The sequence below is a fragment of the Streptomyces sp. NPDC031100 genome, from assembly GCF_055570785.1.
The window spans coordinates 510,239-531,631 of sequence record NZ_JBVIGN010000003.1 but is presented as its reverse complement, the minus strand read 5'-3'; the positions used below and the strand labels follow the sequence as shown (position 1 = coordinate 531,631).

Annotated in this window: 15 protein-coding genes and 6 pseudogenes; 11 read left to right on the top strand and 10 right to left on the bottom strand. The window is 71.4% G+C overall.

Annotated elements, in window-relative coordinates; all coding sequences use genetic code 11:
* Positions 1–5: 5 nt before the first annotated feature.
* Both ACZ5DS_RS10320 and ACZ5DS_RS10315 read right to left on the bottom strand, forming a co-directional pair.
* Positions 6–1,460 (bottom strand): annotated as a pseudogene (locus ACZ5DS_RS10320) (beta-galactosidase domain 4-containing protein); the annotation flags it as partial.
* Positions 1,461–1,516: 56 nt separating this feature from the next.
* Positions 1,517–1,798 (bottom strand): annotated as a pseudogene (locus tag ACZ5DS_RS10315) (carbohydrate ABC transporter permease); the annotation flags it as partial.
* Between the two features lies 1 nt (position 1,799).
* On the opposite strand from ACZ5DS_RS10315, the pseudogene ACZ5DS_RS10310 reads away from it, so the two are divergent.
* The 4 genes and pseudogenes from ACZ5DS_RS10310 to ACZ5DS_RS10295 all read left to right on the top strand — a co-directional run.
* Positions 1,800–1,964, top strand: a pseudogene (locus tag ACZ5DS_RS10310) (ArsR family transcriptional regulator); the annotation flags it as partial.
* A 190-nt stretch (positions 1,965–2,154) separates the two neighbouring features.
* Positions 2,155–3,492, top strand: a complete 1,338-nt coding sequence (locus ACZ5DS_RS10305) for a 6-phospho-beta-glucosidase (protein ID WP_468235734.1) — start codon at positions 2,155–2,157, stop codon at positions 3,490–3,492.
* Positions 3,493–3,533: 41 nt separating this feature from the next.
* Entirely contained in the window at positions 3,534–6,626 is a 3,093-nt protein-coding gene (locus tag ACZ5DS_RS10300) for an alpha-mannosidase (RefSeq protein ID WP_468235733.1), read from the top strand.
* Positions 6,627–6,629: 3 nt separating this feature from the next.
* Positions 6,630–7,642 (top strand): annotated as a pseudogene (locus ACZ5DS_RS10295) (alpha-L-fucosidase).
* A 263-nt stretch (positions 7,643–7,905) separates the two neighbouring features.
* On the opposite strand, the gene ACZ5DS_RS10290 reads toward ACZ5DS_RS10295, so the two are convergent.
* Both ACZ5DS_RS10290 and ACZ5DS_RS10285 read right to left on the bottom strand, forming a co-directional pair.
* Positions 7,906–9,591 carry a carbohydrate binding domain-containing protein gene (locus tag ACZ5DS_RS10290; RefSeq protein WP_468235732.1) on the bottom strand — a complete coding sequence of 562 codons (1,686 nt, stop codon included), beginning with the start codon at positions 9,589–9,591 and terminating at the stop codon, positions 7,906–7,908.
* A 134-nt stretch (positions 9,592–9,725) separates the two neighbouring features.
* The gene (locus tag ACZ5DS_RS10285) at positions 9,726–10,859 is read right to left on the bottom strand and encodes an ATP-grasp domain-containing protein (protein WP_468235730.1); all 1,134 of its coding nucleotides are present in this window, start codon (positions 10,857–10,859) and stop codon (positions 9,726–9,728) included.
* A gap of 281 nt (positions 10,860–11,140) precedes the next feature.
* Between ACZ5DS_RS10285 and ACZ5DS_RS10280 the strand changes: the two genes are divergently transcribed.
* Together ACZ5DS_RS10280 and ACZ5DS_RS10275 are read left to right on the top strand one after the other, a co-directional pair.
* A complete protein-coding gene (locus ACZ5DS_RS10280) occupies positions 11,141–12,046 on the top strand; it encodes a metallophosphoesterase family protein (protein ID WP_468235728.1) in 906 nt (301 codons plus the stop codon).
* The gene (locus tag ACZ5DS_RS10275; RefSeq protein ID WP_468235726.1) at positions 11,994–12,674 is read left to right on the top strand and encodes a 4'-phosphopantetheinyl transferase family protein; all 681 of its coding nucleotides are present in this window, start codon (positions 11,994–11,996) and stop codon (positions 12,672–12,674) included. Before ACZ5DS_RS10280 ends, ACZ5DS_RS10275 begins: the two co-directional genes overlap by 53 nt.
* Positions 12,675–12,699: 25 nt before the next feature.
* Here ACZ5DS_RS10275 and ACZ5DS_RS10270 read toward each other — a convergent pair whose 3' ends face one another.
* From ACZ5DS_RS10270 to ACZ5DS_RS10260, 3 genes are all read right to left on the bottom strand, one after another.
* Entirely contained in the window at positions 12,700–12,927 is a 228-nt protein-coding gene (locus ACZ5DS_RS10270) for a hypothetical protein (protein WP_468235724.1), read from the bottom strand.
* Between the two features lie 176 nt (positions 12,928–13,103).
* Entirely contained in the window at positions 13,104–13,649 is a 546-nt protein-coding gene (locus ACZ5DS_RS10265) for a toxin-antitoxin system, toxin component (protein ID WP_468236404.1), read from the bottom strand.
* A 32-nt stretch (positions 13,650–13,681) separates the two neighbouring features.
* Positions 13,682–14,338 (bottom strand): helix-turn-helix domain-containing protein, encoded by a 657-nt coding sequence (locus tag ACZ5DS_RS10260; RefSeq protein WP_468235723.1) that lies wholly within the window; start codon positions 14,336–14,338, stop codon positions 13,682–13,684.
* A gap of 238 nt (positions 14,339–14,576) precedes the next feature.
* On the opposite strand from ACZ5DS_RS10260, the gene ACZ5DS_RS10255 reads away from it, so the two are divergent.
* Together ACZ5DS_RS10255 and ACZ5DS_RS10250 are read left to right on the top strand one after the other, a co-directional pair.
* Positions 14,577–15,248 carry an MmyB family transcriptional regulator gene (locus ACZ5DS_RS10255; protein ID WP_468235721.1) on the top strand — a complete coding sequence of 224 codons (672 nt, stop codon included), beginning with the start codon at positions 14,577–14,579 and terminating at the stop codon, positions 15,246–15,248.
* 208 nt (positions 15,249–15,456) lie between these two features.
* Positions 15,457–15,555 (top strand): annotated as a pseudogene (locus tag ACZ5DS_RS10250) (IS5/IS1182 family transposase); the annotation flags it as partial.
* Positions 15,556–15,567: 12 nt separating this feature from the next.
* Here ACZ5DS_RS10250 and ACZ5DS_RS10245 read toward each other — a convergent pair.
* Positions 15,568–16,074: a DinB family protein gene (locus tag ACZ5DS_RS10245; protein WP_468235720.1), complete on the bottom strand. Its 507-nt coding sequence runs from the start codon at positions 16,072–16,074 to the stop codon at positions 15,568–15,570.
* A 231-nt stretch (positions 16,075–16,305) separates the two neighbouring features.
* On the opposite strand from ACZ5DS_RS10245, the gene ACZ5DS_RS10240 reads away from it, so the two are divergent.
* Positions 16,306–18,084, top strand: a complete 1,779-nt coding sequence (locus ACZ5DS_RS10240; RefSeq protein WP_468235718.1) for a PA14 domain-containing protein — start codon at positions 16,306–16,308, stop codon at positions 18,082–18,084.
* 21 nt (positions 18,085–18,105) lie between these two features.
* On the opposite strand, the gene ACZ5DS_RS10235 is transcribed toward ACZ5DS_RS10240, so the two are convergent.
* A complete protein-coding gene (locus ACZ5DS_RS10235; RefSeq protein ID WP_468235717.1) occupies positions 18,106–18,516 on the bottom strand; it encodes a cupin domain-containing protein in 411 nt (136 codons plus the stop codon).
* Positions 18,517–18,785: 269 nt separating this feature from the next.
* Between ACZ5DS_RS10235 and ACZ5DS_RS10230 the strand changes: the two genes are divergently transcribed.
* A complete protein-coding gene (locus ACZ5DS_RS10230; RefSeq protein WP_468235715.1) occupies positions 18,786–19,184 on the top strand; it encodes a YunG family protein in 399 nt (132 codons plus the stop codon).
* A 12-nt stretch (positions 19,185–19,196) separates the two neighbouring features.
* Here ACZ5DS_RS10230 and ACZ5DS_RS10225 read toward each other — a convergent pair.
* Positions 19,197–19,504, bottom strand: a pseudogene (locus tag ACZ5DS_RS10225) (ATP-binding protein); the annotation flags it as partial.
* Between the two features lie 333 nt (positions 19,505–19,837).
* Here ACZ5DS_RS10225 and ACZ5DS_RS10220 point away from each other — a divergent pair.
* Positions 19,838–21,100: a cytochrome P450 family protein gene (locus ACZ5DS_RS10220; protein WP_468235714.1), complete on the top strand. Its 1,263-nt coding sequence runs from the start codon at positions 19,838–19,840 to the stop codon at positions 21,098–21,100.
* Positions 21,101–21,393: the final 293 nt, after the last annotated feature.

Below are 21,393 nucleotides of genomic sequence, written 5' to 3'. Positions count from 1 at the left end.
GGGAGTCAGAGAACGCGCAGGGTCCAGGTCCAGTGGTGGACACCGGCGGGGACGGAGGAGGAGGGAGCGCTGTAGGGGCCCCGGTGCACGGCATCGAGGTGCACCACGCAGCCCGGGTGGGGCACCGGCTCGCCGGGGTGGGCGGCGGTCGGGCTTTCGGTGCGGATGGCCGAGGGCTGTGGGCGGGTGACGGACACCTGCCGCGGCTCGTCCAGCTCGACCACGAGCCCGGTGGCGTCCGGTGCCGACAGCGTGAACCGCCGCACCCCGTGCCGGCCGCCGTTCTCGTGCGGGCGCGGACACGGCGTGATCACCGCGTCCACGGGCAGCGTGTGAGGGCCGTCCGGGCCCGACTCCCGGGGCCCCTGCCCGGACCACTCCAGCAGATCGAGCCCCGGCACCGTCTCGAACACCGAGCCGACCCGGGCCACATCGGCGAACTCCGGCGGCAGCTCCGCGGACTCGGCCACCCGGATGCCGCCCTCGACCGGCGTGAACTCCTGCCGGTGCCGTACGACACCGGCGGTCCCCGCGTACTCGGCGAGCACGGTCACCGCATCGCCCTCGCGGCGCACCGAGACGACCTTGCGGACCAGCGCGTCCAGGCCCCGGGTGCGCCGGCGCCGGGCGATTCGGCCCGGCTCGTCGTGGTCGGCCGGCGCCCGCCACAGCGACAGCACGGGCGCCGCCGTCAACAGCGGATGCACCAGCAGCCCGTCGTCGTCCACCGCCACCGGCGGCCCGGACGCTTCCACAGCGGCGGCCGCCCGCGGCTGCACCCGCGGTGCGGAGGTGGCAGGCTCGGGCTCCGCCACGGCGGCCGCCCGCAACCGCACCCGCGGCGCGGACACGGCAGGCTCGGACTCTTGCACGGCGCGCGCCCGCAACCGCACCCGCGGCGCGCACACCTCCGTGCCGCGCGGTGCCCACGGCTCGTCCATGGCGGCCCTCACTCGCAGCGTCAGCCAGGCCTCGCCGCCGTCCGCCGGTAGGGCGAAGGGCAGCGGCACGGCGGCCGTCTCGCCCGGCCGCAGATCGGGCAGCTCGGCGGGGCCGGTCAGCGTACGGCCGTCGGCCAGGGACAGCTGCCAGGTGGCCGCCAGATGGCTCAGGCCACGGAAGCGCTGGTGGTTGGCGAGGACGATCCCCTCGTGCCGGTAGCACCGGATGCGGACCGGAGCCGCAGTCTCCCCGTGCTCGGACAGGGCCCGCTCCGGAGTGCGGTCCGGGAGGACCAGCCCGTCCGCGACGAAGGCGCCGTCGTGCACCGTCTCGCCGAAGTCGCCGCCGTACGCCCGGCGGTGCCCGGGCGCCGCGACACCGTTGTCAAAGAGTCCGGCGCCCGCGCGCCCGGCCGGTCTTCCGTCGCTCACGCGCTGCACGATTCCGTGGCCCCAGAACCCCCGGGTGAAGCCGCCCTGAAGAGCCGGCGTTGACTCGATGGCCGCCCAGTGGTCCGCCTCCCGGGGGCGCAGCGCCGGCAGCGGGTCCGTCGGGCGGTCCCTCGGCCGGGCCATCAGCGGATGGCGCCCTTGGCCGGGTCCCCGATGATCTGCCGGGCGCCGATCGCGAACACGATCAGCAGCGGGATCAGGGCGAGCAGGGCGCCGGTCATCACCATGCCGTAGTCGGTGGTGCCGTGGGTGCCGTTCAGCTGAGAGAGGGCCACCTGGAGGGTGACGTTGTCCGGGTCGGTGAGGGCGATCAGGGGCCAGGCGTAGTCGTTCCACTGGCTCATGAAGGTGAAGATGCCGAGGAAGGCGAGGCTCGGGCGGACGACCGGGAGGGCCACATGCCAGCTGCTCGCCGACGCGGCCAAGTTCCCGGGGACGGGGATGGCGAGGGTCTGCGGTCCCGAGGACCTGGACGTGGTGGTGACGAACGGGCCGGTCGACCCGGCGACGCGGGCCTCCTTGGAGGAGGCGGGCGTCGACGTGGTCCTGGCGGGAAAGGTGCAGACTTGAACCCTCCCCCAGCTGAAGCGGGGGGATTCCTGGCTCAGGCTGCCTCACCGTTCAGCGAACAGCGAGGCCTTACACCCTCAACACCAGCCGGGTTGGAACCAGCCCGGGGTCTTGAAGCGAGTTCAAGGAGGTGCCGCGTGCTTGGTTCTCGCAACGCGTTGCGCGCAGCTTACCTGATCGGAGGAACCGGGTGAAGCTGACGATTCTGGGCGGCGGCGGATTCCGGGTGCCGCTCGTGTACGGGGCGCTGCTGACGGACCGCGGCGAGGGGCGGGTCACGGAGGTCGTGCTGCACGATCTGGACGACAGCCGACTGCACGCCGTCACCCGTGTCCTGGCCGAGCAGGCGTCGACCGTCGACGACGCCCCCCGCGTGACCGCCACGACCGACCTCGACGAAGCCCTGCGCGGCGCCGACTTCGTCTTCTCCGCGATTCGCGTCGGCGGCCTGGAGGGCAGGGCGAACGACGAACGGGTGGCCCTCGCGGAGGGCGTCCTCGGCCAGGAGACCGTCGGCGCGGGCGGCATCGCCTACGGTCTGCGGACGGTCCCGGTCGCCGTCGACATCGCCCGGCGGGTGGCCCGCCTCGCCCCCGACGCCTGGGTCATCAACTTCACCAACCCGGCGGGCCTGGTCACCGAGGCGATGTCCCGGCACCTCGGCGACCGCGTCATCGGCATCTGCGACTCGCCGGTCGGCCTCGGCCGCCGTATCGCCCGCGTACTCGGCGCGAACCCCGCCGAGGCATGGATCGACTACGTCGGCCTCAACCACCTCGGCTGGGTACGCGGCCTGCGCATCGCAGGGCGGGACGAACTGCCGCGCCTGCTCGCCGACCCCGGTCTGCTCGGCTCGTTCGAGGAGGGCAAGCTCTTCGGCGTCGGCTGGCTGCGCTCGCTGGGCGCGATCCCGAACGAGTACCTGCACTACTACTACTTCAACCGCGAGGCCGTACGCGCCTACCAGCAGGCCGAGAAGACCCGCGGCGCCTTCCTGCGCGACCAGCAGGCACGGTTCTACGAGGAAGCCGGGCGCCCCGGCGTCCGCGCGCTCGACCTCTGGGACCGCACCCGCGCCGAACGCGAGGCGACCTACATGGCCGAGAACCGGGAGACGGCCGGCGCCGGCGACCGCGCCGCCGACGACCTCTCCGGCGGCTACGAGAAGGTGGCACTCGCGCTGATGCGGGCCATCGCCCGCAACGAACGCACCACCCTGATCCTCAATGTGCGCAACCGCAGCACGCTGTCCGTGCTGGACGCCGAGGCCGTCATCGAGGTCCCTTGCCTGGTCGACGCAGGCGGCGCCCACCCGGTCGCCGTCGATCCGCTGCCCGGCCACGCCACCGGCCTGGTGTGCGCGGTCAAGGCCGTCGAGCGCGAGGTCCTCGCCGCCGCCGAGTCCGGTTCGCGCGCCACGGCCGTGAAGGCCTTCGCGCTGCACCCGTTGGTCGACTCCGTGAACGTGGCCCGCAGGCTGGTCGAGGGCTACACCCAGGTCCACCCCGGCCTGGCGTATCTTCGGTAAGCGCTTTCCCCCTCTCCCTCCCCGCTTCCCTGGAGACCTCCATGCACGACGAACGCCGCCGCATCGAGGAGCGCGTAGAGCGCCTCCACAACCAGCGCATCAAGCCCGCCGTGTACGCGGCCGCCGTCCCCTTCGAGGTCGCGGCCTGGCAGGCGCCGGGGGAGCCCGTCTCCTTCGAGGAGGCCGCGGCCGCGCCGTACGAGCCCTTCGCGATGCACACCCCGTGGGGACCGCCCTGGGGGACGACCTGGTTCCGGATGCGCGGGCAGGTGCCCGCCGAGTTCGCGGGCCGGCGCGTCGAGGCCGTCATCGACCTCGGCTTCGTGGGCGACTGGCCCGGCAACCAGGCCGAGGCGCTGGTGCACCGGACCGACGGGATGCCGCTGAAGGCGGTGAACCCCCTCAACCAGTACGTGCCGATCGCCAACCCGGCCGCGGGCGGCGAGGAGATCCACTACCTGGTCGAGGCGGCCTCCAACCCCGACATCCTCGCGGGCGACTTCGCGGCCCCGACCCCGTTGGGCGATGTGCTGACGGCAGGCGACCGTCCCCTGTACACCTTCCGCCGCGCCGACATCGCCGTCCTCGACGAGGAGATCTGGCACCTCGACCTCGACGTCCAGGTGCTGCGTGAACTGATGCTGCAGCTGGGTGAGCACGACCCGCGCCGGCACGAGATCATGCACGCCCTCGACCGGGCCATGGACCTGCTCGACCTGGACGACGTCTCCGGCTCGGCGACCGCGGTGCGCGAGGCCCTGGGGCCGGTGCTGGCCAAGCCCGCGCACGCGAGCGCGCACCGCATCTCCGGCGTCGGCCACGCGCACATCGACTCGGCCTGGCTGTGGCCGATCCGCGAGACCAAGCGCAAGACGTCCCGCACCTTCTCCAACGTCACGTCGCTGGCCGACGAGTACGACGACTTCGTCTTCGCCTGCTCGCAGGCCCAGCAGTACGCGTGGGTACGTGACCACTACCCGCACGTGTGGGCCCGTATCAAGGAGTCCGTGAAGAAGGGCCAGTGGGCGCCGGTCGGCGGCATGTGGGTGGAGGCCGACGGCAACCTGCCCGGCGGCGAGGCGATGGCCCGTCAACTGATCCACGGCAAGCGGTTCTTCCTCGAGCACTTCGGCATCGAGACCAAGGGCGTGTGGCTGCCGGACTCCTTCGGCTACACCGCCGCCTACCCGCAGCTGGCCAAGCTGGCCGGCAACGAGTGGTTCCTCACCCAGAAGATCTCCTGGAACCAGACCAACAGGTTCCCCCACCACACCTTCTGGTGGGAGGGCATCGACGGCACCCGCATCTTCACCCACTTCCCGCCGATCGACACCTACAACGCCCGCTTCAGCGGCGAGGAGATGTCCCGCGCGGTGCGCAACTACCAGGAGAAGGGCGGCGCCACGCGTTCGCTGGCCCCCTTCGGCTGGGGCGACGGCGGTGGCGGCCCCACCCGCGAGATCATGGAACGAGCCCGGCGCCTCAGGGACCTGGAGGGCTCCCCGAGGGTCGAGATCGAACACCCCGACGCGTTCTTCGCCAAGGCCCGCGCCGAATACCCGGACGCCCCGGTCTGGGTCGGCGAGCTGTACCTGGAGCTGCACCGCGCCACCTACACCTCCCAGGCCCGCACCAAGCAGGGCAACCGGCGCAGCGAACACCGGCTGCGCGAGGCCGAGTTGTGGGCGACGACGGCCGCGCTGCACGCACCCGGCTACCGCTACCCGTACGAACAGCTCGACCGCCTGTGGAAGACGGTCCTGCTGCACCAGTTCCACGACATCCTGCCCGGCTCGTCCATCGCCTGGGTGCACCGCGAGGCGGAGGCCGAATACGCCCGCGTGGCGGGGGAGCTGGAGGAGCTGACCGCCGCGGCGGTGGCCGCGCTCGGCGCCGGCGGGACGCGCGTGTTCAACACGAGCCCCTTCGCCCGCGCGGAGGTGGTCCGCACCGCCGAGGGGCGACCGGCCTACGTCGAGGTACCGGCGAGCGGCAGCGCGCCCCTGGCGAACGCCGAGCCGCCGCAGCCGGTGACGGTCGACGCACGGGTGCTGGACAACGGCCTGGTCCGGGTACAGGTGGCGGAGGACGGCACACTGTCGTCCGTGTACGACCTACGGGCCGACCGCGAAGTCCTCGCCGAGCCCGGCAACCTCCTCCGCCTGCACACCGACCTCCCCAACTACTGGGACGCCTGGGACATCGACAAGCACTACAAGAACCGGTACACGGACCTCTTGGACGCCGAGTCCGTCACCGTCGTCGAAGACGACCCGCTGATCGGCGCGATCCGCGTCACGCGCTCCTTCGGCAAGGGCTCTCGGATCACCCAGACGATCACCGTCCGCGCGGGCAGCCCCCGCATCGACTTCGAGACGGACATCGACTGGCACGAGGCCGAGAAGATCCTCAAGGCCGCCTTCCCGGTGGACATCCGCGCGCCGCACTCCTCCGCCGAGATCCAGTTCGGGCACGTGCAGCGCCCCACGCACACCAACACCAGCTGGGAGGCGGCCCGCTTCGAGGTCTCCGGCCACCGCTGGGTGCACATCGGCGAACCCGGCTACGGCGTCGCGGTCATCAACGACTCGACGTACGGACACGACGTCTCCCGCACGGTCCGGGGGGCGAGCGAAGCGAGATGGGGGTCCCCCCGGCCGGAGGCTGGGGGAGGTACGACCACCACGGTCCGGCTGAGCCTGGTGCGCGCCCCGCGCGTCCCGGACCCGGGCGCCGACCAGGGCCGGCACCGCTTCACCTACTCCCTGCTGCCCGGCGCGGACATCGCGGACGCGGTCGCGGAGGGCTACGCGCTGAACCTCCCGCTGCGGGTGGCCGAGGCGGCGCTCGCGCCGGAGCCGGTGGTCTCGGTGGACGGCGAGGGCGTGACGGTCGAGGCGGTCAAGCTCGCCGACGACGGCTCCGGCGATGTCGTCGTACGGCTCTACGAGTCCCGGGGCGGCCGGGCCGACGGCGTCCTGCGCACCGGCTTCCCGCTCGCCGGCGCCCAGGTCACCGACCTGCTGGAGCGGCCGCTGGAGGACGCGGACATGGCGGCCGGCGGCACGGTCCCCGTCACGCTGCGTCCCTTCCAGATCCTGACCCTGCGACTGCGGCGCGCCGAGGCGGTCTGACCCATGGCCATGCAAACCTGGTTCACCGACGCCAAGTTGGGGATCTTCGTCCACTGGGGAATCTACGCCGTCGACGGCGTCCAGGAGTCCTGGTCGTTCTACGACGGCCTCGTGCCCTACGACCGGTACATGTCCCAGCTGGACCGGTTCACGGCCGCGCGCTACGACCCCCGTGAGTGGGCGGCCCTGTTCGCCCGCGCGGGCGCCAAGTACGCGGTCCTGACCAGCCGGCACCACGACGGCGTCGCCCTGTGGGACACCGCGCACGGCGGCCTCGGACTGGGCCGCGACTTCCTCGGCCCGTACGCCGACGCCCTGCGCGAGCAGGGCCTCAAGGTCGGGCTCTACTACTCGCACTCCGACTGGAGCCACCCCGACTACGCCTCCACGCGCAGGCCGGGCCGGCCGCCGGAGCAGGAGGACAACCGGTACTCCGAGGCCGCCGCCGACTGCGAGGACCCGGACGCCTGGGAACGGTTCCTCGCCTACCGGGACGGCCAGATCCGGGAGCTGGCCTCCCGCTACCGGCCCGACCTGATGTGGTTCGACGGCGATTGGGAGCGCAGCGAGGAGCAGTGGCGCATCCGCGAACTCGCCGCGCTGATCCGCTCGTACGTGCCGGAAGTCGTCTTCAACGCCCGCATACTCGGCGAGGGCGACTACGCGACCCCCGAGCAGGGCGCCCCCGTCATCCCGCCCAAGGGCCCCTGGGAGCTGTGCCTGACGGTCAACGACTCCTGGGGCTTCCAGCACCACGACCACCACCACAAGTCAGTCGACCGACGCCCCCGCGCGCCGAGATCAACGTACGCGGGCTGCTGGGAAAGGTGCGCCGGGTCACCGTGCTCGGCAGCGGCAAGGAACTGACCCACCGGGTCACCGGCGGTCTGCACGAGACGCCCGGGGTGCCGTGGATCGAGCCGCCCGCCGCGGCCGACCTCGACCCGCACGCCACGGTGCTCGCGGTGGAACTGGATGGTGAGCTGGAGCTGTACCGGGGCGCCGGCCGCCTCTGAAGGCGGTGGACCTGCCCACGGCCCCCACAGATGTGCATCAGATGTGCATCGGGTCGGCCGGTCGCTCCCCGTGACCGCGGCCGGCCGACCCGATCCCCCGTTCCCCCGTTGGTGCTTCCCCCGTGTTCCCCCCGGTGGTGCTCCCCCCGTTTCCCCCGTTCCTGATATGTAGAGCGGCCAGTTCGCCCCCTGATACACCCCGGGCGGAAAAAGAATCCCCCGGCCCTGAAGCCGGGGGGATGCCGGTCGTGCCGGTGCCTCGCTCAGCCGGTGAAGCCAGCCGTGATCGAGGTGAACTGCCAGGTGCTCTGGCTGATGCCGGAGCAGTTGCTCACCACGCCGCCGCCGGGGCAGGGCCGGTCGCGGTTGACGGCCCAGTAGGCGAGCCGGGCGATGTGGTGCGCGTTCGCCCAGTCGCGGATCTGGGTCCAGATCGCCGGGGTGGTGTTCTCCTGCTGGTCGGACAGGCCGTTCATGCCGGAGATGCCGATGTGGGAGTAGGCGGTCGCGTCGTCCCAGCCGAAGGTGGACTTCAGCTTGTTCTTCAGCCCCTCGGCCGCGTTCACCGTGTTGCCGTACATGTCCGAGCCGCCGCCGAAGTCGAACGGCATGATCGTGAAGACGTCGACGTCGGCGCCGAGCGACTGCGCCTGCTCGATGAGCCGGTTGCCGTAGTACGTCGGCCCGGTGGTGGACGTCCCGAACGTCACGATGGTCTTCAGACCGGGGTTGTTGGCCTTGACCGTCTTCAGCGCGGTGAGGATCTTCGCCTGCACGGCCTCGTTCTCGAACTCGTCCGTGTTCTCGATGTCCATGTCGATCGCCTTGAGCGAGTAGGCGTCGATCACCTTCTGCAGCGCTCCGGCCAGCGCGCTCGAGGAGGAGCAGTTGGCGCCGAGCTTGCTGCCCTGCCAGCCGCCGAACGACGGGACGATGTCACCGCCCGCCGAGCGGATCTGGTTGATGGCCGTCTGGTCGACCCCGCCGGTCAGCGCCCGGCTGCCGTCCCAGGCGGGGGTGCAGCCGCCCGAGTCCAGCACGAACGCCATCGTGAACCACTTGATGCCGGTCGCGCTCATCACCGTGCTGGGACTGGGCGGATCGCCCCAGCCCTCGTACAGGTACGGTGCCGCCTGCTTGAACCCCGTACCGCCACCGCTGCCCGCATCCGTGGTGACGGAGACGGAGTTGGAGGCCGCGGAGGTGTTCCCGGCCGCGTCCCGCGCTTTCACGCTGAAGGTGTACGCCGTACTCGGCGACAGCCCGCTGACCGTGGCGGACGTACCGGAAACACTGAGGACCTGACTCGATCCGCGGTAGATGTCGTACGCCGTCACGCCCACGTTGTCCGAGGAGGCGTTCCACTGCAGCGACACGCTCGAGGAGGTCTTGCCGGTCGAGGTGAGCCCGCTGGGCGCGGTCGGCGCCTGGGTGTCCCCGCCGCCTCCGCCGCCCGGACCGTCCAGGCTGATGTCGTCGGCGTAGTAGGTGCCCTGCGCGTACCAGCCGTGCACATAGATGGTGGCGCTGGTCTGCGAGGCGCCGGTGGTGAAGGAGACGCTGAGCCGGCTGTACGCGGACGGGGACGTCGTCCAGGTGGAGGCGCCGCCGGTGACGCCGAGATAGACGTAACTGCCGCGCACCCATCCGCTGAGCGCGTACGTCGTGTTCGGCTGGACCGCGACCGTCTGGCTGCACTGCGCGTTGTCGCTCGACGTCACCGCGCCCTGCAGGGCCTTGGAGCCGCCGTGCACGGGGGAGGAGACGACCGAACCGAGGTTGCCGGTGCAGCTCCAGGGGGACACACCGCCCGACTCGAAGCCGGGGTTGATGAGGATGTTGGCCGCCTGGGCCGTGCCCGGCAGCGCGACGGCTCCGCCGACCGCGAGGGCGGCGGAGCCGAGCAGAGCGAGAAGCCGGCGTCTGGGACGCCCGAGTATGTGGCGCACGCGATCTCCCTGTGGGGAATGGGGTGTTCGGGAGTGCAGGGGAGTGCGAAGGTGCGCCAACCAAGTTGGTATGGACCAATCAGGGTGTCAAGAGGATGGACCTTGATTGGTCCAGACCGGTGTGAGGGGCGAGGCTATGCGGGGGCGGTGGCGGGGGTGCCGGCCTTCGTGGTGACGTCGTGCGTGGGTGCCGGTACGGCGGGCAGCAGCACCTCCGCCTCCTCGACCCTCTGCTGCGGCAGCGACACCGGCCTCAACGGCCGCGGCCCCGACACCACCGTGTAGTCCTGTCCCAGGAACGGCGGCTCGATCACACCGGGGTCCTCGCCCAGCGCCAACTGCACCGCAGCCCAAGGCGCGTTCACCCCACAGAGCGACAGCTGATGCAGGCCCCCGGCGGGCCTCGTGTTGACGTCCAGCAGCACCGGACGGTCCCCGAACATCCGGAACTGGATGTTGGACAGGTGGTGCAGCCCGAAGCCCTCCGCGATCAGCCGCGCCGGCTCCAGCCACTGCTGGTGCAGGGTGAAGCCCCGGCGGCGGCCGTTCTTGGTGCGGCCCACGGCCAGCCGGATGCGGTTGTCCGGCCCGGTCAGGCAGTCGACGGACACCTCCGGCTGCTCCAGGCGCGGCATCACCAGCCAGTCCACCGGCTCCTCGGCCTGTCGCAGCGCCTCGACGACCAGGTCCAGCTGGACGTACGGGCCCGGGAAGCCGTCGAGGTGCAGGAGTGAGAAGGGGGCGCGCGTGATCACACGGAAGCCCACCCCGCCCGCACCGGCGGCCGGTTTGAAGCACGCCCTGTGCCCGGCGGCCTCCAACTCCTCGACGGCGGCGATGAGTTCCTCCGCCCTACGCACCCGCCACCACGGCGGCACCGGAACGCCGACCGAGCGGACCGCCTCGTACGCCGTCGCCTTGTCCTCGAACACGGCCACCGCCTCGGGTGTCGGCGCCAGCAGCGCCGTACCCACCGCCCGGAAGTCGGCGCGGTGCGCGACGATCGCCGCCTGGTGCAGCCGGGGCACGAACACGTCGATGCCGCGCCGTACGCACTGGTCCAGGGCGTATTCGACGTAGCCGGCCGGGGACAGACCCTCCGGCTCCAGGTCGGCGGTGTCGGCGGCGGCCAGCACGGGGGAGTCGGCGTCCCCGTGCGTGGCATGGATCTCGACCGCCCGGTCGCTGGGATTTCTCCGCAGCTGATCCATGAAGAACACGTTCTCCGCGTACGTGCGGTTGAGCCAGACGCGTACGCGAGAGGGCATGCAGGCCGCCTTTCACGGTTTTCGGGCAGGGCTCAGCGGCCCGTGCCCGGGCAGGAGGAAGGAAGGGTCACCCAAAGGGGTCACCAAACGGCCCTGTGCGAAGGGAGGTTAGGGGCGTTGGCGTTGGGGCGATCATACGGCTTTCAAAGGCCCGTGCGTGCAACGCGGATGTTACGGATTTCCCCGGGCTGTCCAGGGCCACCCAACCGGGGGTTGCCCTTGTCCCACGGTCGGTGAATGTGTTCTTGTGGTGCCGACGGGATGATCGGAAGGGGCGCGGGGTGGAGTCGACGGCCGGGGCCGGACAGCTGCTGGCCATCAGCGACCTGCACATCTCCTATCCGGAGAACCGCGCGCTCGTCGAACAGATGCGCCCCCGAACGGACGACGACTGGCTGATCGTGGCCGGGGACGTCGCGGAGACCGTGGCGGACATCCGCTGGGCCCTCGGCACGCTCGCGGACCGCTTCCGCAAGGTCCTGTGGGCGCCCGGCAACCACGACCTGTGGACCCACCCGAGTGACCCCGTCACCCTGCGCGGCGTCGCCCGCTACGAGCACCTCGTCGACGTGTGCCGGGAACTGGGCGTGACCACGCCCGAGGACCCGTACCCGGTGTGGCACGGCCCCGGCGGCCCGCTCGTCGTCGCCCCGTTGTTCCTGCTGTACGACTACTCCTTCCTGCCGGCCGGCTGCGCCACCAAGGAGGAGGGGCTGGCCTACGCGCACCGCACCGGCATCGTCTGCAACGACGAGTACCTGCTGCACCCCGACCCCTACCCGACGCGCGAGGACTGGTGCCGCGCCCGGGTCGCCGAGACCGAGCGCAGGCTCGCCGAGCTGCCCGCCGACCTGCCCACCGTCCTCGCGGGTCACTATCCGCTCGACCGGCATCCGATGGACGTGCTGTGGTACCCGGAGTTCGCCATGTGGTGCGGCACCGCCCTGACCGCCGACTGGCACCACCGGTTCCGTGTCGAGACCATGGTCTACGGACATCTGCACATCCCGCGGACCACCTGGCACGAGGGCGTCCGCTTCGAAGAGGTGTCCGTGGGATACCCCCGTGAATGGCGCAAGCGCCCGGCCTCGCCGGGGCAGCTGCGCCGCATTCTGCCGATGGAGGTCGGACCCGGTGATCGAGGAGCTGCTCCCGAAGTCGGTGGTGGCCGTGGAGGGGTTCGGTGACCAGGACACCGACGCCGCCGCGCTGTACCCGCAGGAGCAGGAGCTCGTGGCACGGGCGGTGGCCAAGCGCCGCCGGGAGTTCACGGGTGTACGGGTCTGCGCCCGGCGCGCCATGGAGAAGCTCGGTGTGCCGCCGCAGCCGGTCCTGACCGGCGAGCGCGGTGCCCCGCAGTGGCCGGACGGGCTGACCGGCAGCATGACCCACTGCGACGGCTACCGCGCTGCCGCCCTGGTCCGCGCCACGGACCTGGCCTCCCTCGGCATCGACGCCGAGCCGCACGCACCGCTCCCGGAGGGCGTCTTCGACACCATCGCGCTGCCCGCCGAGCAGCACCGGCACCGCGGGCTGTGCGCCGACCGGCCCGGCGTCCACTGGGACCGGCTGCTGTTCAGCGCCAAGGAGTCCGTCTACAAGGCGTGGTTCCCGCTCACCCGCGCCTGGCTGGACTTCTCCGAGGCCGACATCGAGCTGGTCCCCGACCCCGGGCCCGGCACGCGCGGCCGCTTCCACGCCCGGCTCCTCGTCCCCGGGCCGCTCGTGGACGGCGTACAGCTGGGTGCCTTCGACGGCAGCTGGCTGGTCGAGAGCGGTCTGGTGCTGACGGCGGTGACCGTCCCGCACCAGTGAACGGGACGGTCACGGGTGCGCGGGCTCACTCCTGCGGGCACCAATGGCGCAGCAGCCGGAAGAACTCCTCCTCGTTGCCCGCGAGTCCCGCCCGCCTCAGCGCACTCTCCGCCTCGGCGAGCACGGCGGGCGGCACCACGACGGGCCGCACGCCGTCCGGTGGTCCGTCGAAGGCTGCGCGCACGGTATGCAGCAGCCGCAGATAGGCCTGGACGGCGGTGCGCTCACGGTCGGTCAGTACGGCGGTGGGCATCGGTCGGCTCTCCCCGGTTCGGCATCACGGTCACGCGCCCTGCGGCGCGGTGCACCGCGTGGTACGGCGCACGCATCCAGCTTGCCGTCCGCCACTGACAACGCCGTTCGGTTCTGCCCGGGTTCGCCCGCTCAGCGGAGGCGGAACCCCACGGAGATCCGCCGGTCCTCGTCCGTTCAGCCCTGCGGCCCCGGATACCCCAGGGACGCCTCGATCCGCCCCGCCACGTCGTCGCGTCGGCCCGGGCCGCGCAGGGCCGAACCGGTCAGCCAGGTGCGGCACTTGCTGGCCAGGAGCAGGCCGAAGGTCTCGGCCTCGCGTTCCTCGGCCTGGTCGGAGGGGGTGCGGGCGGCGACCCGGAGGACCGTGGCCCGCAGCGCGGCCTCGTCGGTGCCCTCGCTCAGCAGCCGCGTGGCCACACCGAGGCCGGCACCGCTGAGCTGGTGGCCGCAGTGGTCGGCCTGCATGTGCCACAGCTCGTGACCCAGGATCACCAACTGGTGCTCGGGAGCGGTCCGTTCCTCCACCACGACCAGGTCGCGGTCGGCCATGTCCAGCCACAGCCCGCTGGCCGTGCCGGGCGGGAAGGCGGCCGTACGGAAGTGGACGGGGCGGCCGCGGCGGCGGCTCATCGCCTCGCACAGCGCGCGGTACAGCTCCTGCGGCGGGGCCGGCGCGGGCAGCGTGAGTTCCCCGACCAGCTCCGCGCACAGCCGGCGCATGTCCCTGCCGATGCCCACTGCTCTCCCCAGGTTCACGACTCGGGCCGCTTGACGCTCTCCAGGAGCATGTCGAGCCACTCCGCGACCTTGTCGCGGTGCTGGTCGGTGGGCAGTTGCGCGGCCCGCCAGGCGATCCCGCGCACCCCGTGGTCCTGCAGCAGCCGCTCCAGCGGATCGTCGGCCGCCTCGGCCGCGGCCCGCTCCCGGTCGGCGAGCTTCTGCAGCAGCTCCTGCTCGGTGCGCTGCAGGGCACCCGCCAGTGCCTCGGGGTCCTCCGCCGTGAGGAAGCCCGCGTGCACGCGGAAGAACCGCTGCAGGGCGTCGCAGTGCTCCATGGTGGGCCGGCGGTCGCCGTTGATGAGCGCGCCGGCCTGCTGCCGGGACATGCCCGCACCGTCGGCGATCTCCTGCTGGGTGTACTTGCGGCCGCCCGGCTTCAGTCGGGTGCGGCGCAGCAGGTCCAGGCGCTGCAGGAAACGGGCCTGGACGTCCGGCTCGCCCGCCGGGCGGCCGCTGAGCAGGGCCCTGACCACCGGCTCCGGGACACCGCAGGCAACACTGAGCCGCCCTACGTCGAAGACCTCGGCGTGCGGCACGCCGAGCCGGTCGGCGAGTGCGGTGACGCGGGCGACGACGGCCGGCAGCTGAGCGGTCTCCGTGGCGCCCGGATCCTCGTAGCCATCCGTCACCGACAGAACTCCTACGTCTCTCGAGGGCTTGAGGTGCGCAGTGCTTCTCACAAGCGGTTGTCGTGAACTTCCCGGAGAGTAGCGGGTGCTTCGAACTCGCATCCAGGTGTCGCCACAACTGTGGCGGATTTCAGCCGTCAACCGGCATGGAATGCCACGATAGTTGACACGGCTGTCGTCCGGCAGCAGGATCGCTTCGCCGCGTGAAGGCCGCAGAGGCAAGAGGGGTGACCTCCCGATGGCACATCAGGCAGGAGGGCAGTGGCCGGCGCCGCGGCTCGTCCCCGAGGCATGCGAGGTCCAGGCCTATCTCCAGGACTACGCCACACTTCTGGAGGCCGTCCCGCTCCCGTCCCTGGTCGTCGACCACCGCTGGAACGTGATGCTGTCCAACGGTGCATTCGAGACACTTTTCCGGGGTGTGCGCCCTCATTCGACGGCCATGCCCGGGGGTAACTTCCTGCGGTTCGTCCTGTTCCACCCCGATGCCCCCGGGATCCTGGGCGATCACGAGGCGGGCTGGTGCCTGCCGATGCTGGCCCACTTCAAGACCGCGCTCGAGCGCTACGGCCACGACCACGAACTCCAGGCCGTCCGCCGGGACATCGCCCAGGACCCGATCATGGAAGCCGCCTTCCGGCAGGGCCTGCCGCACTGGATCCGCGCCGTCGGCGAGGCCGGGACGCAGCTCGACGGCGCCGTACGCCTCCTGCTCCACCCCGACCCGCGCCGGGGTCCCACCGAGTGCCGGATCGTCGACGAGACGCCCGCGACCCTGCGGGAGATCGGCTGCACCCGCCTGACGCTGGTCCTGCGCGACGCCCGGCGCCCGTTCGCGGCCGCGCGACGCCCGCGCAGGCCGCGCGGCACGGGCGCCCATCTGACGGTCGTCCCGGCACCCGAGGACTGACCCGGCTCCGTCGGCGTTCAGGTCGCCGACGGGGCCGGGCCGGAAAGCCTCTGCTGTGACCGGCAAGGTTCACGGGGTTGATTGGCCGCCCCTGCGGAGCGGGCCGGCGTCAAGACGACCTGCCACCGTTTAGGGCGCACGCCCCGGCAGCACCGCCCCGACGAGGGACAGGGGATGCTCCAGGGCGGCCTCACCTACAAGATCCACAAAGAACTCCCAGGCCATGGCCACGACGTTCGACAAACGCGGCCACATCTTCCACGGCACCGTCACAGTCGCCGCGATCCGACTCTGGCTCCGCCCGTGATCTCCGCTGGATCTAGCCGCCGGTCGTGCCGTCGAGCATCTCGCGCAGGATGTCCAGGTGGCCGTTGTGGCGAGCCGTCTCCTCGGTGAGGTGGAGGAGAATCCAGCGCAGGTCGACGTGGAGGCCGTTGCGGACGGCTCGCTGAGCCTGCTTGTCCAGGCCGTGCCCGGCGACCAGTTCGCAGTAGCGGGCGCTCTGTTCGGCGTATTCGTCGAGCAACTGCGCGAGCGGGAAGTCGACGGCGATACGCATCTCGCGGTCGGGGTCCTCCTCGGTCCAGGGGCCCCGGTCTTCCTCGCCGAGGAAGACCACTTGGAACCAGTAGTACTCGACCCAGCGGAGGTGGTTGATCACTCCGCTCATGGTCATCAGAGGTGAGCCCGGCAGGAGCGCCTTGCGTGCGTTCTCCGCGGAGACGCCATCGCACTTGGCGCGGGCGGTGTCACGTGCGTAGTCGAGAAACGTGGTGAGCTGGGTGCGCTCGTCCCACGCGGGAGGCGTGTCGTCGATTCTGGTCATCGCGCGAAGCGTCCCCGATCACCGCGACCGATGTCGAGGTATTTATCGACGGACCCAACCCGCTCCACCCAGCTCCTTGTCCGGCGGGTCGCTACAGCGATTGAGCGCCGGTGGGCCGCCCCGCATGATCCCCCGGACAGGCCTCAGGCCGTACAACCCCAGGCCGCTCTCGTGAATCCCACTTCTCGTATGACTGTCCGAAGGACGGTCACGCGTCTTGAAGGGGATGCAGTGAGCAGTATCGGAAAGTCCCGTCTGGCGGCCGCGACCGCGGCGGTGGTGGCGATGACGAGCGGCCTTGTCGCGGTCACCAGTTCACCGGCATCGGCGGCGACGTGCACCGCGAACACCTATACTCGGCAGTTCTTCGCGAACACCTCCTTCTCGGGCGCGCCGAAGCGCACGGAGTGTGACACTGCGGTCAGCGAGAACTGGGGCACCAACTCGCCCGGCGTCTCCGGCATCGCCAAGGACAACTTCGGCGTTCGCTGGACCGTGACCCGTGACTTCGGCTCCGGCGGGCCCTTCTCGTTCGCCGCCTCCGGCCAGGACGGCATCCGCGTGTACCTCGATGGCGTGCGCAAGATCGACCTCTGGAAGAACGGGACCAGCACCGTCTCCCGGACCGTCGACCTCACCATCCCTCGCGGCACTCACACACTCCGCATCGACTACGCCCATTGGACCGGTGCCGCCGCCGTCACATTCGCCTACACCCCGCGCACCGGTGCCACCGTCGACCATGTCGCCCCGCTCGCGCCCACCGCGGCGAAGGTGGTGTACGACAAGGACACCGACTCCGCCGCCTTCTCCTGGGCGCCCAACAAGGAGATGGACCTCGCCTACTACCGGGTCTACCGGCAGACCGCGGTCGGTGACTGGGCTCCCATGGTCCTGACCGAGAAGACCACGTGGACCGACACCGGACTGCGCCGCGACGGCAAGCCCATCCATTACTACATTGCCGCCACCGACCGCGCCGGCAACCTGTCCGAGAGCGCCCCCGTTCTGACGGTCAACCCGATCGACACCGTCGCACCGGCGGCGCCCGTCATCGCCGTGTCCCACATGGCGAACACCCCCAGCTCCCTGAAGATCAACTGGGACGCACGCACCGAGGAGGAGATGAGGAACGGCGGCACCATCAGCATCTACCGCTCCACCGGCAACACCCTCGGCGACAGCCCCGAACTCATCGCCACAACGTCGATGGCGTCGTCGCCGAGGTCGGTCTACGTGTACGTGGACGACCTGCCGGCGTTCGACGGCACCACCTACACCTACGCCGTCAGGGTGACCGACGCCGCCGGCAACGCGTCACCGATGTCCGCACCGGATTCGGTGACCCCCGACAGCGTGGCCCCGGCCCCGCTGACCGGCCTGACCGCCACGCCCCGCGCCGACGGCGTCCTGCTGAGCTGGGACGCCCCCGCCGAGAGCGGCCTGCGCTACAGCGCCACCCGAGTCGTACGGCGGCCGGACGGCAGCACCGGCTACGACAGCGACGGGTGCCACGACGCCGTCGACCCCACAAAGCCCGCCTCCCTGCCGAATGCGATGCTGTGCGCCGGACCGGCGGACGGCGAGACGGTGACCTTCCTCGTCGTAGCGGTCGACGAATGGGCCAACCACATCGCCCTCGGCCAGGCCCCCACCGTCACCACCACCGAACTCGACAACAGGCCCGACGACGCCCTCGGCGAGGACTCCGGCGCCCTCATCGTCCTCAACACCAGCACCATGGCCGGAACCGGCGGCCGCTTGGAGTGGTCCTGCTCCGACGCGACGGCCTGCGCCGGCATCACCACGTACCGAGTGGAGCGCTGGAACGCGACCACCAGGACATACGAACCGGTCACCTCCGTCGCGGCGGCCCCGAACCGCCTCTACCACGCCTACGTGCCCATGGAGTTCGGCCAGACGTCGTACTTCCGGATCACCGGCGTCCTCACCGACGGCACACCGGTCGCCGTGGTCCACGCCTCGGCGGCCAGGGGCGCCTACGTGTGAGCCCCCCGAACCGGGTGGTCATCATGGCTGGGTGAACCGTAGGTGTCGTCGTTCGGCCAGCTCCTCCGCGCTGACCACGGTCAGAACCGGGGTACCCGGCGGCGCGAACATGGTCACCACCAGCTGTGACTGCGCGTCCGGGAGGTTGTTGGCGCCCTGGTAGTGGATCACGTCGCCCCCGGGCTCGAACAGGCCGTCACCGGCCTTGAGCACCCGGGGCGGCTGCCCCTCCAGCTCAAAGAGGATCTCGCCCTGGGTCACGTAGCCGAAGAGCGGCCCGGGGTGCCGGTGCGGCGGCGCGCCGGGGTCACCGGGCGGCAGGGTGACCCGGATGGTCCTGGCCTCGGCGCCGGCCGGGATCCGGTTCGCCGCCTCCGGCAGAGTCGTGATCACCTCAACGCCCGGGGGCAGATGTGCGTGCTCAGCGCTCATGTGTTCCTCCAAACAGAGACTGTCCGTAGCAAGGACTAGACGGCCTCCCCGTTTGTGACAGCCCTACGCGGCGAACCGGCCCAGGGCCGCCGCACCGTCCGCTGAGCCCGGCCCGGCATCCCACCAGCAGCTCCCGGAGGTCATCGCGTCAGGCAGCCGAGGACAGCTGGGATCACCTGGTCTGAACTCCTCTCCGCCCGGCGACCGTGACGGCAGTTCGTCCCCTGTCTGGCGGGTCGTGTGTCAGTGGTGGCTGCGATGCTGACGGCATGATCCCGTGGAACCTGCTTGATCTTGACAACGCTCTGCGAGCCAGCTGGGCCGCCGACACCTGCTCGCCCGACGACCAGGCCGACTGGCAGCCGGACAACCCGGCCTGGGGGCACTGCGACATCACTGCCTTGATCGTCAACGACGTCTTCGGCGGCGATCTCATGGTCGGTGAGGTGCACTGTGACGGGACCCAGCAGGGTTTCCACTGGTGGAACAGGCTGCCCAGCGGTTGGGAACTCGACCTGACGCGCGAGCAGTTCCAGCGCGGACAGACCGTCACGGCTGCCCGTGTCGTCGAGCGCCCGCCGGGCCCGCTGCCGCGACGCTGGGAGGAGTACCTCCTTCTGCGCGAGCGTGTCATCAAGCACATCGGCCCGCTTCCGGAGCCTGTCTGAGGGGGCCGGGAATCAGCCCGGCTGGTTCAGCGCAACGACGCCCTGACCGCTGGTGGCCTGGGTCAGCCGGAGCGAGGACCCCTTGGCCAGGACGACGTGGGCATGGTGCAGGAGTCGGTCGACCGCGGCGGTGGCCAGCGTCGAGCGGCGTTCGTAGGCGGCATCGTGACGCGGTAGAACGCCTCGGCGGCGGCCTGGCCGCAGGGCAGCATGCCGATGTCGTCGATGATGATGAGACGGGAGTGGGTGATCTTCGCGACGGCCTTGGAGACGGAGTGGTCGACGGTCGCCCTGCCCAGGTGGGCGGCCGTGCACCAGGCGTCGCCCGCGATCCGTCGCAGCGGGGCGAGGCGGATCGGAACATGGCTGAAGAACCGCAAGGTGAAGAACGCCACCGCCGCAGACCCCGCGCCTCAGAAACCGGCGAGGCTGGAATTGCCAGACCCCGCGCCTCAGACGCCCGGCGAGGCTGGATATGCCGGACCCCGGTCCGAAGACGGAAGGCGAGGCTGGAGTCTCCGGTCCCCGGCTTCGGAAGTCAGCGGGCCGGATGGACCGAGCCCCCGGCCGAGGCGTTGGCGGGCCGGACTTGTACAACCGGCCTTCGACACCGCACTGTTGGCCGGTATTCGTCCACAGTCAGGAGTCCCGGCTTGTCTTCCCATACCCCCGCTCCCGCGCCCGCCCATGTCGTCGACCCAGCCGGCGGCTGCCCGCACGCCCTGAACGCCGACCTGCGGGCCCGGGGGCCCGTTGCGGACATCGTCCTGCCCGGCGGGGTGCCCGCAGCGGTCGTCCTGGGGCACGACGCGCTCAAGGAGTTCCTCTCCCATCCCGACGTGGCCAAGGACGCCCGCCACTGCCCGGCCCTGAACGACGGCACGATCCCTGCGGACTGGCCGCTGCGGGTCTTCGCCAACGCCCAGGGCATGCACACCGCCGACGGCGCCGACCACCGCCGGCTGCGCTCCCTCGTCGGCAACGCCTTCACCGCCCGCCAGGTCGAGCGGCTGCGGCCGCGTATCGAGGAGCTGACCTCCGGCCTCCTCGACGACCTCGGCCGGGCCGCCGCCGGGGACCCGGACGGCATCGCGGACCTGCGCACCCACTTCGCGCTCCCGCTCCCGATGAGCGTCATCTGCGAGCTGCTCGGCGTGGACCCCGAGCACCGCGGCCGGCTGCACGACCTCACCTACACGGTGGTCATCGCCACCGACACCACCCCGGCGGAGGTGATGGCCGCCGTACGCGAGCTCGTCGAGCTGCTCGGCACGATCGCGGCCGCTCGCCGGGCCGCCCCCGGCGACGACCTGACCAGCGCCCTGATAGCCGCCCGCGAGGACGGCGGCGACCGGCTCAGCGAGGCCGAACTCATCGGCACGATGCGCCTGATGCTGGTCGCCGGCCACGAGACCACCCTCAACTTGATCAGCAATGCCGTACGGGCACTGTGCACCCACCGTGACCAGCTGGCGCTGGTCCTGGATGGCAAGGCCACCTGGTCGGACGTGGTGGAGGAGACGCTGCGCTGGGACGGGCCGGTCAGCTGGTTCCCCTTCCGCTACCCCACCCGCGACCTGGCCCTCGGCGGCACCGTGATCCCGCAGGGCACCCCGGTCCTCGCCGGCTACACCGCCGCCGGGCGCGACGCGGCCTTCCACGGCCCGGACGCCGACCGCTTCGACGTCACCCGGCCCGGCGCGGCCCGGCACCTCTCCTTCGGCCAGGGCGTGCACTACTGCGTGGGCGCCCCGCTCGCCCGCCTCGAGGCCACGATCGCCCTGGAACGGCTCTTCACCCGCTTCCCGGATCTCGACCTCGCCGTCCCCGAGGCCGAACTGCCCCGCCAGCGCAGCTTCATCGGCAACAGCGTCGAAGCGCTCCCGGTGCGCCCGGTGCGCCCGGTCCGGCGCTGAGGCGCGTTTCCCGCTGACCCCTACCGGCCCGCGGCGGGTGGGGACAGGTCTGTGCTCAGCCGGCCCAGCGCATCGGGGTACATCCCGCTCCAGGCCTGCAAGTTGTGGCGGCCGGGCGAGGCGGACGAGGGTCTCGACGCGGACCCCGCTGCCCGCCGGGGCCCGAACGGACGTCTCCAACAGCGGCGGCGGGCTGTCCCGGCCCTGCGCGGAGATGGCCAGGGACAGCCGACGTCGGCTTGCCATGTCCGAGCTGTATGCGGGAACCGGCATCACTCCGCCGAACCCCACCT